This window comes from Halobacillus rhizosphaerae (assembly GCF_046719735.1).
Lineage (GTDB): Bacteria > Bacillota > Bacilli > Bacillales > Halobacillaceae > Halobacillus_B > Halobacillus_B rhizosphaerae.
This window is the reverse complement of sequence record NZ_JAUTWQ010000028.1, coordinates 45960-57658: the sequence shown is the minus strand read 5'-3', so window position 1 is coordinate 57658 and position 11699 is coordinate 45960. Positions and strand designations below refer to the sequence as shown.

General features: G+C 44.6%; 13 protein-coding genes. 8 read left to right on the top strand and 5 right to left on the bottom strand.

What is annotated here, in order from left to right; genetic code table 11:
* Positions 1-478 precede the first annotated feature (478 nt).
* Together Q7A53_RS20090 and Q7A53_RS20085 are read left to right on the top strand one after the other, a co-directional pair.
* The gene (locus Q7A53_RS20090; protein ID WP_411790995.1) at positions 479-778 is read left to right on the top strand and encodes a YwdI family protein; all 300 of its coding nucleotides are present in this window, start codon (positions 479-481) and stop codon (positions 776-778) included.
* Between the two features lie 15 nt (positions 779-793).
* Positions 794-1162, top strand: coding sequence for a DUF423 domain-containing protein (locus tag Q7A53_RS20085; protein WP_411790994.1), 369 nt, complete (start codon positions 794-796; stop codon positions 1160-1162).
* Here Q7A53_RS20085 and Q7A53_RS20080 read toward each other — a convergent pair.
* The 3 genes from Q7A53_RS20080 to Q7A53_RS20070 form a co-directional block, all read right to left on the bottom strand.
* Entirely contained in the window at positions 1159-1407 is a 249-nt protein-coding gene (locus tag Q7A53_RS20080) for a hypothetical protein (protein ID WP_411790993.1), read from the bottom strand. The genes Q7A53_RS20085 and Q7A53_RS20080 overlap by 4 nt on opposite strands.
* Before the next feature lie 67 nt (positions 1408-1474).
* The gene (gerQ, locus tag Q7A53_RS20075; protein ID WP_411790998.1) at positions 1475-1960 is read right to left on the bottom strand and encodes a spore coat protein GerQ; all 486 of its coding nucleotides are present in this window, start codon (positions 1958-1960) and stop codon (positions 1475-1477) included.
* Between the two features lie 69 nt (positions 1961-2029).
* Positions 2030-2452, bottom strand: a complete 423-nt coding sequence (locus Q7A53_RS20070) for a cell wall hydrolase (protein ID WP_411790992.1) — start codon at positions 2450-2452, stop codon at positions 2030-2032.
* A gap of 159 nt (positions 2453-2611) precedes the next feature.
* Here Q7A53_RS20070 and Q7A53_RS20065 point away from each other — a divergent pair, with 159 nt between their 5' ends.
* From Q7A53_RS20065 to Q7A53_RS20045, 5 genes are all read left to right on the top strand, one after another.
* Positions 2612-3280 (top strand): response regulator transcription factor, encoded by a 669-nt coding sequence (locus tag Q7A53_RS20065; protein ID WP_411790991.1) that lies wholly within the window; start codon positions 2612-2614, stop codon positions 3278-3280.
* Entirely contained in the window at positions 3277-4641 is a 1365-nt protein-coding gene (locus Q7A53_RS20060) for a sensor histidine kinase (protein WP_411790990.1), read from the top strand. Before Q7A53_RS20065 ends, Q7A53_RS20060 begins: the two co-directional genes overlap by 4 nt.
* A 486-nt stretch (positions 4642-5127) precedes the next feature.
* Positions 5128-6063, top strand: coding sequence for an ABC transporter ATP-binding protein (locus Q7A53_RS20055; RefSeq protein WP_411790989.1), 936 nt, complete (start codon positions 5128-5130; stop codon positions 6061-6063).
* Positions 6041-6745, top strand: coding sequence for an ABC transporter permease (locus tag Q7A53_RS20050; protein WP_411790988.1), 705 nt, complete (start codon positions 6041-6043; stop codon positions 6743-6745). Before Q7A53_RS20055 ends, Q7A53_RS20050 begins: the two co-directional genes overlap by 23 nt.
* Positions 6745-7476: an ABC transporter permease gene (locus tag Q7A53_RS20045; protein WP_411790987.1), complete on the top strand. Its 732-nt coding sequence runs from the start codon at positions 6745-6747 to the stop codon at positions 7474-7476. Before Q7A53_RS20050 ends, Q7A53_RS20045 begins: the two co-directional genes overlap by 1 nt.
* A 380-nt stretch (positions 7477-7856) precedes the next feature.
* Here Q7A53_RS20045 and hemQ read toward each other — a convergent pair whose 3' ends face one another.
* Positions 7857-8594 carry a hydrogen peroxide-dependent heme synthase gene (gene hemQ / locus Q7A53_RS20040; RefSeq protein ID WP_411790986.1) on the bottom strand — a complete coding sequence of 246 codons (738 nt, stop codon included), beginning with the start codon at positions 8592-8594 and terminating at the stop codon, positions 7857-7859.
* Between the two features lie 227 nt (positions 8595-8821).
* Here hemQ and pta point away from each other — a divergent pair, with 227 nt between their 5' ends.
* Entirely contained in the window at positions 8822-9796 is a 975-nt protein-coding gene (gene pta / locus Q7A53_RS20035; protein WP_411790985.1) for a phosphate acetyltransferase, read from the top strand.
* Between the two features lie 428 nt (positions 9797-10224).
* Here the strand turns inward: pta and Q7A53_RS20030 are convergent, their stop codons facing one another.
* A complete protein-coding gene (locus tag Q7A53_RS20030) occupies positions 10225-11067 on the bottom strand; it encodes a lipoate--protein ligase family protein (RefSeq protein WP_411790984.1) in 843 nt (280 codons plus the stop codon).
* Positions 11068-11699: the final 632 nt, after the last annotated feature.

The following is an 11699-nucleotide window of genomic DNA, read 5'->3' as shown; positions in this document are numbered from 1 at the left end:
TATTAAATCCGAACGATGATTCCCTCATCGTTCGGATTTTTTGCTGCATGTCGAATGAGTTTATTATGCTTTCAACAACCATTGCAGCGTAGGAAATACACGTAGACTTCTGCGGGAGGAAGGCATAGGTTTGACCCCGGAGTGCGCAGCACGAGGAGGCAAACCAGCCGCCCGCGAAAAGCGGAGTGTATTTCCGGAGCAGTCATCCATGATAAATCGCTGTTCTTCCCTTGATTGGTACAAATCCTTATGTGCTATCCTCTTTGCATAGATAGGAGCAGCCTGCTATTTTTAATCATTTTGTGAATAATAACGCAATGATAAGACAATCCTTCATAGAACATGTTAAACTACGACAGAGCAAGTGTTTTAAGAACGTATAAGTGATACGGAACGAACGGTTTCTCACTGCTTTTATATGTACTGAAAAGATCAGCACGACCAGCGAATAAAACGATAAGCAAAGGAGAAAGACAGAATGGCTATTTCTAACCAAACCGTCCTGAAGAAAATGTCTAATGAAATCCAGGAAGCAATGCTTGCGCATGAGAATGATCAGCAGCTTCGGGAGCACATCCGCTCTGTACGCTTGCTGGCTGACCTATTATTAGATGAAAATAAAGTAGAAACGAAGACTAGTCATCGATCCGTGCAGGAGCCGACGGCAGAAGAAGTTCGTCAAATGATGGGGACAGACAAACAGAGTTCTTCTCAAACGAACAAAGAAACAACGATTGATCATGAGGAAGCGAATGGTTCCTCGATTTTTGACTTTTAAAGAGGGGGAGAAGTGATGAAGTTTATACTAGTGGCAGCTGCCATTAACGGATTCCTTGCTGTGGCTTTAGGAGCATTTGGGGCTCACGGACTCGAAGGGAAAATTTCAGATAAGAACCTCGATATATGGGGAAAAGCGGTCAACTATCAGATGTTCCATACGATGGCTCTATTCGTTACTGCATTATTAATGAGCAAAATCCAGTCAGGATTAATGACAGGAGCCGGATGGGCATTCTTCATCGGAATTATCCTTTTCTCCGGAAGCCTGTATATTTATGCTCCCACCAGCATTAAGGCCTTTGCTATGATCACTCCGCTGGGAGGCGTTGCTTTCCTTGTCGGCTGGATTCTGCTCGGGTATGCTGTGATCAAACATGTCTAGAAATAAAGAATGGTAGTAAACAAGAATATGATGGACGCACGAAGCAGCTGGATGATACATAATATCATCTGCTGCTTTTTGTATTCAATTAGAGCTTCAAATAGGAAGCTTGCCGCCAGAATATAGAACATGATTAAAAGTATCCACTGATTGTCGAGCTGAAATAACCCGACAATTGCGAGGATGACTGCTAGTAAAAGAGTACCTAATTGGGCATAGTAGTAATTCTCATAAGGATGTCGCATAGGTTCTCCTTTCTCCCAAAATAGTTCAAAAGGACAAAAACCCGCTGACAGAAGCGGGTTTCTTTATTTATCTAGGCGAATATTGCCCCATGCTGCCGCCAGTATTGCCTCCGCCATACGGATAATTGTAGTTAATTTCTCCGTCAAACGTAATGTAATCTAAGTAAACCATTAATAGCAGATAGCGCCTGCCGTTTTCAGGGTCACTGAGGATGATGTGATCTCGGCCGGCAGCTTCAATTTTTCCTTTAAATACCTTATCGGTCCACTTTTCGCTGCCTTCGAAAGTCATATACACCGTGGCAACTTTGCCTTGATTCAATCTAAGGATATTTTCAATATAAGACTGTTCAGATGGCAGCATACCGGACGGATTTATACCAGACTGCCCTCCTGAAGACTGGGGCATCTGCATGCCGCCTTGCTGCTGAAAAGGATTTCCCGGGTTACCAGCAGGGGCGGTAGGATAATAATGTAAGTAAGGGTTGCCAGGGTAGTACGGATTTGGATTTTGGCCGGACATTCCTTGACCAGGCATGCCTTGACCCGACATTCCTTGTGCCGGCATGCTTTGGCCAGACGGTTGTTTCTGCTGTGCCAATTCAATCACTCCTCATTCAAATTAATAAACACGCGGACATTCGGATCTTACGGGAGCATAGAAACAATGGGATTTAAATCGTCCCGTGTTCCATTGGCCAAACCACTGTTCTCGGCAAGCGCCTTCAGGTCTGAAGAAATAGAGGGCATTCGATGCCGGATGATACTTCATCCCTTTAATCGTTTTACGGGCCAGTCTTATTTCCTGCTTGCGTGCGCCCTGGTAAAAGTAACCCTTCTGTGTCGCTTCGAACCCGCCGGGACTTTGGTAAACCATCTGCCGTATCGTGTCGATATCCTTGAAATCAAGACATTGACCTAGTACACGATTCACTCCTGTATTTCCGACCATAAGCATGCCTAGTTTCCCGTCCCCTTCTGCTTCAGCCCTCATTAAGCGGGCGAGAAGTTTCACATCTGCTTCGGTGTGGGGTACAACAGCCATGCGGTCACCTCGTTTTTTTCCGACATGAAAGGTTGTTCTCTAACACTATATGTTGGTCCACCTCCTAGATATGAATAAAAAATCACGAACATGGGAAAAGCTGATGACTTCAATCTTCCCTTTCATGTAACATAAAGAGGGAAAAGGAGGGACGGCCAGATGAAAGTTTTATACCTTGAGGATGATCAGGAAATTGGGGAATGGATCACGAGAAAGTTAACAGAAGCAGGGTATCATCCTCATTGGCTCACGAATGGGGGAGAGCTTCCTGAGAACCTTTCAGAGTATGAAGTAGTAGTGCTGGATGTGATGCTGCCGGGGTTGGACGGGTTTTCCATTGGGCGGAGGATTAAACGAAGCCTGCCGAAGACGCCGGTCATTATGCTGTCTGCCCGCACCGGCATCGATGACAAGCTGGAAGGCTTGGAGTTTGCAGACGATTACATGACAAAGCCCTTTCATCCGGAGGAATTACTCAAGCGAATCGAAATTCAATTGCGTAAATACGACCGAAGTCCGGAAAGTTCCTTGCGTATCGGGCATCTGGAAATAAAACGAGATCACCAGATCATTATTAATCGTGATACAGGAAAGGAAATCGTGTTAACAGGAAAGCAATTCTACATATTTCAGTATTTCCTGCGGCATGTGAACCAAATTTTAACGAAAGAACAGCTGTACGAAGCGATTTGGAAGCAACCATACCAGCCCGGGGATAAAAGCCTGATGGTCCATATCCGTCACTTGCGGGAAAAGGTGGAGAAGGATGCTTCGAACCCTGAAATTATCGAGACCATTCGCGGCATCGGCTACCGGGTGAAAGCATGAAGTGGATTAAATCTCTTCAGTTTAAATATTTGATGCTGATGTTCGCAGCAGTCTTAATTGTTCCGATTATGGTTCCGCTTATATCGGCAGTGGTTTATCTGCCGGGTATCAAAATCGAAAAACCTAACGATCCTTATGGAAACTTTGACTCGTTTGAAAAGCGATGGAACGAAGCGGCAGAAGCATTAGAAGGCAGTAGTAAAAAGGAAATACAGTCAGCACTTACGGATCTTCATAATGAATATCCTGATGCAGGAATGTTTTGGGTCGACAAGGAGGGCGTTACGCAGAAAACCATTCAAGTACCGGAAGAAATTCCGCTGCGATGGTCGAGAACGGATGCCATGGAATTTTTGAAGCAGCATTATAATAGTGATCCGTTTACTGTCGTAGCTTTTATTGGAAAGGGGCACGACGAAGGGTTTATGGTAGTGCAGCTGGATCGAGATCTGCTGGGACCTCCGGCAACTAAGCTCAGCGAAATTTATGGGAATATTATTATTGCTGCACTCGCTATAGTTCTCGTCGTGTTCATTTTCCTCTCCTGGTTCTTTTTCAGGAAAGTTCACCGCCGGTTAATTCGTTTGAAGGAAGCGATGACTCATAAAAGTGAAAATGGTCTGCCGCATCCGGTTGAACCATCGAATGAAGATGAAATAGGTCAATTAGAAATCAGCTTTAATGAAATGGTGGAGGAGCTTGAACTAAGCAGAGGAAGAGAGCTTCGCGAAGAAAATTTAAGAAGAGAATTAATTGCTAATCTCTCTCATGATCTAAGAACTCCTCTGACCACCATCAGGGCGCAATTGTCAGAGGCAGCGCCAGAAGTGACCAGTGAAAAAGGAAAAAACGCGCTGCTATCAGTAAATAAGAAAATTGATTACTTAGGAAATTTAATTGATAACTTATTCTCGATTACGCTGTTGACGGGAAAGAAATATCCCTTTCATCCTCAATCTGTAGAAATGAATCGTTTTGTTCGATCAGTAGCTGCCCATTGGTACGCTGTTTTTGAACAAGAAGGCTTTGACATGCAAGTGGAAACGCTGGAAGCGCCGCTCTACTGGCACGTGGATGAGAAGTGGATGGAGCGAATTCTTGATAACTTACTGCAGAATGTGGTCCGCTACGCCTCAGAAGGCAAATTCGTCGGTGTTAAGCTGGAGCCGGATTCCCTGACAATTGAAGATCACGGTCCGGGAATGAAGCAGGAACACGAAAGCAAAGGGGCAGGCGTAGGTCTTACGATCGTGGACTTAATGGTAAAAGACATGAAGTTAGCCTGGGAGATGAACACGAATGCAGACGGAACGAAGATAAAGATCTCCAATCCTGCTGTGGGAAGAAGGATGGCAGAATAAATGAGGATGCTTACAGTGGAAGTTTTTCTCGCTTCCCGACCGTTTAACTTAACTCTATTTAATCAGAAGACTTGGTTTTGAGATGTCTAGAGGATGTTGGACAGCGTTTGAAGGTCCGGGAAATCACTCGCTTTCCATGGGCGGCCGGTGAGCTTCCTCGGGCAAATTGCCCTGTGGGATCTCACCTGTCCTATCCTCCCATAGGAGTCTCGCAATTTCCCGGACCTTCTTGCGTTTAATTAAAGGACAGAATTATAAAAACCAATTGATAAACAAGGATCCTTTTACCTTTAATTATTGAATGCAAAAAACGCCTGGATGTTTAAATTCTGGCGTTTTTAGTTTGATTGTAGCTGCGAATTTTGAAAGGTGTCCTTTTTAAGTGGAGTAATCCTGCGATCACCCAAAGTTTAAACAAAATTTAAACAAGAAGAGAGCGTAGCTTTAAATTTGACCGCTTATTCTTATCTATAGAGGTGATAGGAAATGAGAGAATCCATTATTAAAACGACAGGATTAACAAAGAAGTTTAAGCAGACAAAAGTGGTCGATGATGTCCAACTGAACATTAAGAAAGGCGAGATTTATGGATTTTTAGGACCAAATGGAGCAGGGAAGACCACAACCATTCGTATGCTCCTTGGGCTGATGAAGCCTACTGCCGGGCAGATTGAAATTTTCGGGAAAGACTTTCAAAAGCATAAAATAGAAACGCTGCGAAAAATCGGCTCGTTAGTGGAAGCTCCTTCGTATTATGAACATTTGAGCGGGAAAGAAAATTTAGAGGTGCTGCGAAAACTGCTGGGAGTGCCTAAAAGCAGGATGGATCATGTGCTATCCATAGTCCGTTTAACGAAAGACGCGGATCGGAAGGTAAAGGAGTACTCGTTAGGAATGAAGCAGCGCTTAGGCATAGCCTCTGCGATGCTCGGAGACCCTGATCTGTTAATTTTAGATGAACCGACGAATGGCCTTGATCCATCCGGAATTCAGGAGATCCGGGAACTCATTCAGTCGATGCCTGACCAATATGGCATGACCGTGATGCTGTCCAGTCATTTATTAAGCGAGATGGAGCAAATGGCTACGCAGGTAGGGATTATTACGAAAGGGAAAATGATCTATCAAGATTCAATCGAAGAGTTAAAAAGTAAAGCTATGCCGCAAATTAGACTGCGAACGAAAGATACAGCGGCAGCCAAGGCGAAGTTATTATCCCGGGGGTATATCGTGGAGAGGAAAGGCGATCATCTTTATGTGGAAGAGGGGACCGATCAGTATGTAGCGGATATGGTGGCGGCTTTAGTCGAAAATCAGATCCCTGTTTACCGCATCGAAGAGAAGAAGCAGTCACTGGAAGATATTTTTCTCGATCTTACCAAAGAAGGAGAGGAAGACTATGCTCCCCATTCTGCGAGCTGATTTATTAAAGATCAAGAGGAAATGGTTCTGGTTTCTCGTTTTTCTTGGTCCGTTTGGAGTCATCGCTCTCCAGACGGTGAATTATGGATTGCGATATGATTATTTGCTCGGGCTGGATTCAGATGTATGGGGGTTTTTGATTCAAAATATTAACTTGTTTGTGCCGCTTGCTTTAATTCTAGGAATGACGATTTTAGCTTCACAACTTGCATCTTTGGAGCATAAGCAAAGCTCGTGGAAACAGCTGCTATCGCTTCCTGTTCGCAGACGCGATGTGTTTGTGGCTAAATTCCTGGTCGCGGGCATGATGCTTGCCGTTTCCTGTGTGCTGCTATGGATTGGAAGTCTCGCTTTAGGCTTAGGTTTAGGCTTCAGCTGGGAATCCGCCCCTTTAGTCGCTTTATTAAAAAACAGTTTTTATCCACTCTTTGCTGGCCTGCCTGTCTTAGCGATACAGAATTGGTTATCGATCGTCGTGAAAAACCAGGCAGGGCCTCTATCCATCGGTATTTTCGGCGCAGTATTTTCTGTGGCAGGGAAGCTTCCAGATTGGGTGTTTTGGAAGTGGACTTTGATGACTCCCGGGGAAAACCACCTTCCTTTTGTCGGACTTGGAATTTTGGCAGGTCTTCTTATTATAGGCGTGGGAGTCATGGATTTTAGAAGGAGGGACATAGCCTGATGACAGGATCACTAATCGTATCAGAACTTATGAAAATCAAAAAGACAAAAATCTGGCTGCTGCCATGGATCAGTCCCCTGCTGGCCATGGTGATCACGTTCTCTTTGCATTTACCAGAGGGATTGGACGGCCATGACTGGCGCTTATTATATACGATGGGTACGTCCATGCACGCGATGCTGTTATTGCCATTAATGATCGGGATATTTTCAGGGTTTGTCTGTCGTTATGAGCATCAGGGCGGAGGCTGGAAACAACTGTTTTGTCTGCCGGTAAATCGAAAAGGGATCTATGCGGCAAAATATATGATCGTGATGGCACTGGTGACAATCAATCAATTGCTGCTGGGGGTTTTTGTAGTGGCAGCAGGGTTTATCAGAGGAACGGAAGGAGAGATTCCGCTGGGTTTTATATTGAAAAGCTTAGCAGGGGGGTGGGCCGCCTCTCTTCCGCTTGCGGCGCTTACTTTATGGGTAGCGATTTCTTGGTCAAGCTTTGCGGCTCCTTTTGCCTTAAATGTTATCTTAACGCTTCCTAACTTGTTGGTCATCAATTCGGAAACCTTTGGTCCGCTCTATCCATGGGCACAGCCTGCTCTGATGATGATGCCGCAGTCAGAGGATTCCTTCGGGGTGTTTGTTTCCATGCCGTCCATGTTCTTTGCTGTTATTGCCAGTCTAGTGATCTTTAGTTTAGGTGGACTGATGACTATTCATCGAAAAGTTGTATAAAAAAAAGAGGCTGGCACATAAGGAAAAGTCTCCAATCTAAAGAAGAACAATTTGGGGAAGGGCAGTGGTTTACTCTGAATGGCCGCTCAGGAAATAGTTTTTATTTTTAACTTCCTTCTGTCTGTTCATCAGAGAAGTCTGATTAAGAAAAATAAGAAACGTAAAATATTTCCTCTGTAAACGTGAAAAAAACATATCACATTGGCAGAAAAAACCCGAACAAGGAAGGAATGTTCTTCTCTTCCTTGTTCGGGTTTAATAGTGGCTGACAGACTTATTTCCAACCAATTTTGAAATAGGCGGAAAGGCTGAGTTTCGTAAATCGCCGTGTAAGTCTGTTTTTTGTATCAAAAATTAAAAATCAACCTCAATTCGCTATTTTACACATGGAGAAATTGCTCCACAGCGTCAGGCTGTAAGAGGTTGCCTACGTAAAAGGAGCCGAAGTCGCCGTAACGAGAGGTTACTTCGTCAAACCGCATTTCATAGACAAGCTTTTTAAACTGAAGAACGTCATGAGCGAATAAGGTTACGCCCCATTCCCAGTCATCGAGTCCGATGGAACCTGTAATGATCTGACGGATCTTCCCAGCATACTGGCGCCCGGTCATTCCGTGGGCATACATTAGCTTCGCACGATCTTCTTTCTCAAGAACGTACCAATTGTCATTGCCCTGGCGTCTTTTATCCATTGGATAGAAGCAAATGTGGTTCCATTTCGGGAGAATCGGTTTCAGACGTGCCTGAATTTCCGGATCCTCTTCATTGGTATTGCCCATGTAATTGGACAGTTCCACAACAGAGACATAAGAATAGGCTGGCGTTGTGAATTCGGCCAGTTTCGTCTTATTAAAAGCTGTTTCAATTTCATTCAGTTCTTCCATCGTCGGACGGACCAGCATCATCATGAAGTCCGCTTTTTGACCTACAATGGTATATAAAGCATGACTGCCGAGTTTAGATTGTTCGGTATCTTCCCATTTTCCGATGAGCTGCTGGAATTCATAAATTGCCTGTTCACGTTCTTCGCTGCTTGCATATTTCCAAGAGGTCCAGTCAATGGAACGGAAATCGTGCAGACAATACCAACCATCCATCGTTATTACTGCTTCTGGCATGGCTTGATCGCTCCTTTTATGTGAATGATATATAGGATCTTTTCCTTCCCCAATATAACACAGTTCCCGGAAATCATCATTTCAGCCAATTGAAAGTATTGTGAACATACTTTTAGGGTAAAGTGTACATGTAATCGCTTAACTGAAAAAGTTTAAACGGAATGACTTTCATTTGAACACAAAAGGACTTATTATATAGTACAGAATAAAAATATGGAGGGAAAAACATGAGCAGTTTATTTGATACCCTTACGTCGAAAATAGCTGGAAAAGGCAAGAAAATCGTATTCCCTGAAGGTTTAGATGAGCGGATTCTTACGGCGGTCAGTCAGCTGGGCAAAGAGGAATTACTTACTCCTGTACTAATTGGGAATGCGGAAAAAGTGAAACAGAAAGCAGCTGAAGCTGGAGTGGATATATCAGCGGCTGAAATTCTGAATCCGGAAGATTATCCGAAAGCCGATGACATGACGGCTGCCTTTGTGGAACGTCGTAAAGGTAAAGCTACCGAAGAACAGGCGCGTGACATCCTGAAGGACGAGAATTACTTTGGCACGATGCTCGTTTATATGGGCGAGGCCGATGGTCTTGTCAGCGGTGCGGCTCATTCTACAGCGGACACCGTACGCCCGGCACTGCAAATTATTAAAACAAAGCCAGGCATTAAAAAAACCTCAGGCGTATTTGTAATGGTACGAGGTGAAGAGAAGTACGTGTTCGCTGATTGTGCGATCAATATGACTCCTGACAGCCAGGATCTTGCAGAAATTGCGCTTGCGAGTGCTGATACGGCTAAGTTGTTTGATATTGACCCTAAGGTCGCTATGCTGAGCTTTTCTACCAAAGGTTCTGCAAAATCTCCTGAAACCGAGAAAGTATCGGAAGCATTAGCCATCGCTAAAGAACAGAATCCAAATCTAGTCATTGATGGTGAATTCCAATTTGACGCTGCGTTTGTTCCGTCAGTTGCCGAGAAAAAAGCGCCCGATTCTCCGCTGAAGGGGGCAGCCAACACGTTTATTTTCCCGAGTCTTGAAGCGGGGAATATTGGCTACAAAATCGCTCAGCGCATGGGGAACTTTGATGCGGTCGGTCCCGTTCTTCAAGGACTGAATCAGCCGGTCAACGATCTATCCCGTGGATGTAACGCGGATGACGTTTACAAGCTTGCCATTATTACGGCAGCCCAGTCGGTTTCTTAAAAAGTTAAAAGAGACCCTAGGACAATGATTATTAAATCCGAACGATGTGAAATGTTAACGACATTATTTCATCATCGTTCGGATTTTTTTGTCCACAATGAAAGATTTCTAGACATTCCTTCAGGATGAATACCCATTTCATAAAAACGAATCATTCTAAGAAAAGCAGAATTTACCCTGAATGGTCGCTCCGGAAATTCACTCCGCTTTTCGCGGGCGGCTGGTGAGCCTCCTTGTGCAAGCACTCCGGGGTCAAACCTATGCCTTCCTCCCGCAGAAGTCTACGCGTATTTCCTACGCTGGAATAGTTTATATTTTTCATTCTGTTCTTTGTTGTTCATGAATGGAGTTAGATTGTTAACTGTGAATCGCTCCTCTGTAATCGACCAATTCCACTCACATGATCTATACAAAAAAGCACAGGAGCCTTATTTCAGGTTCTCCCGTGCTTTTTCATTGCGCACGATCATTTGGTCTAATCGTTTAGTAAACCACTCAATTTCTTCCCCTTCCAGCGGGTGAGTCACGACCGCTTCAGAGAATTCGCTCAGTTGTTTAAGGATGCGTTCTCTGACATCTTCAACGGTTAAAGAGGTTCCCAATAGTTCATTCAGCGACGCCATGACACTCGGATCAATCGTCGGGTATTCGAACCGGGTCTCCTCCCCGAGCTTGCTGATTTCGTAAAAATGTTTCAGCAGAGCGGCGCGTTCATAACCGCTGCCGGTTACATCTAAATAAATTTGCACGGCTGATCCCTGTTTCACTCGTCGCTGGGAAATGCCGGCGAATTTTTTTCCGCCAATACTTAAGTCATATTTGCCGGGACAGTAGGACTGTGTAATTTCATAGGCTTCAATCTCGTCAGTTAAGTCAGCGAATAAGAAGCGGACAAATTCCACCATCGCATCGTAACCTTCATGGATGTTTAAATCCTTAGAATTTGGGAAAATCAGCGACAGGTTCATGACGCCTTCATCAAGAACAACGGCGAGTCCGCCTGAATTGCGGATGATGACCTCATAACCGGCTTCGTGTAAATAATCCATGCCTTTGTCAATGTAGGGCAGCCTGGCATCTGGAATACCGAGTACGATGGTGTTGTGATGGACCCACAAGCGTGCCGCAGTAGGGCTGATCTGCTCGCCGACGGAAATGGATAACGCATCATCCATGGCAAAAGACTGCAGCGCTGAAAAGCCGGGTCCCAGCGTGCTCTGATCTATAAAACGATATTTCTTTGGCTGTAATAACGGATGAATCTCTTGCATAGCATTTGCTCCTTTTTCCATAACACGATTAACGGACGCTGTTGATATATGGTTGGTCTTATTTATTCTAGTTAATAAGCAGATTGGTGAATCTACAGGTTATTAGAGAAAAGTGACTAGCTTTCGAGACACTTTTCGAGATTACAGGGCTCCGGGGAACGACTCGCTTTCCGCGGGCGCGCGATGAGCCTCCTCAAGCAATGCTTTCCGGGGTCTCATCCTGCACTATAATCCCGCAGGAGTCTCATCGTTCCCCTCCGCCCTTTGCCATATAATGTTTCTCGAAATCATACATCCTTTGTACAACGGGATTCACTACCTCCATATGGGTATAGCTTTTCACTATTGGACTGTGCATAAAAAAGCATAGTTGCTTGTAGGCTAGCTGGGTAGGATATATTGATTCAGTTAAGATAACTTCAAAGGAAGGTCGTTCATCAATTAATGATTAGGATGGATTGGAAACGGTGAGACTCCCGTGGGAGAAGGTGCTAGGCGAGACCCCACAGAGAGTGAAACGAACGAGGAGGCTCGCCAGTTCCCCCACAGGAAAGCGAATCGTTTCCAATCCATCCTTTATTCCACATAAGGCAACGATCCTTAGCAATTTCGGAAAAGTGGAGATATAGTTC

Excerpts from the sequence above, each read along its gene's own strand:
- Q7A53_RS20090 (WP_411790995.1), top strand. The coding sequence starts at position 479 with ATGGCTATTTCTAACCAAACCGTCCTGAAGAAAATGTCTAATGAAATC.
- Q7A53_RS20085 (WP_411790994.1), top strand. The coding sequence starts at position 794 with ATGAAGTTTATACTAGTGGCAGCTGCCATTAACGGATTCCTTGCTGTG.
- Q7A53_RS20080 (WP_411790993.1), bottom strand. The coding sequence starts at position 1,407 with ATGCGACATCCTTATGAGAATTACTACTATGCCCAATTAGGTACTCTT.
- gerQ (WP_411790998.1), bottom strand. The coding sequence starts at position 1,960 with ATGTCGGGTCAAGGCATGCCTGGTCAAGGAATGTCCGGCCAAAATCCA.
- Q7A53_RS20070 (WP_411790992.1), bottom strand. The coding sequence starts at position 2,452 with ATGGCTGTTGTACCCCACACCGAAGCAGATGTGAAACTTCTCGCCCGC.
- Q7A53_RS20065 (WP_411790991.1), top strand. The coding sequence starts at position 2,612 with ATGAAAGTTTTATACCTTGAGGATGATCAGGAAATTGGGGAATGGATC.
- Q7A53_RS20060 (WP_411790990.1), top strand. The coding sequence starts at position 3,277 with ATGAAGTGGATTAAATCTCTTCAGTTTAAATATTTGATGCTGATGTTC.
- Q7A53_RS20055 (WP_411790989.1), top strand. The coding sequence starts at position 5,128 with ATGAGAGAATCCATTATTAAAACGACAGGATTAACAAAGAAGTTTAAG.
- Q7A53_RS20050 (WP_411790988.1), top strand. The coding sequence starts at position 6,041 with ATGCTCCCCATTCTGCGAGCTGATTTATTAAAGATCAAGAGGAAATGG.
- Q7A53_RS20045 (WP_411790987.1), top strand. The coding sequence starts at position 6,745 with ATGACAGGATCACTAATCGTATCAGAACTTATGAAAATCAAAAAGACA.
- hemQ (WP_411790986.1), bottom strand. The coding sequence starts at position 8,594 with ATGCCAGAAGCAGTAATAACGATGGATGGTTGGTATTGTCTGCACGAT.
- pta (WP_411790985.1), top strand. The coding sequence starts at position 8,822 with ATGAGCAGTTTATTTGATACCCTTACGTCGAAAATAGCTGGAAAAGGC.
- Q7A53_RS20030 (WP_411790984.1), bottom strand. The coding sequence starts at position 11,067 with ATGCAAGAGATTCATCCGTTATTACAGCCAAAGAAATATCGTTTTATA.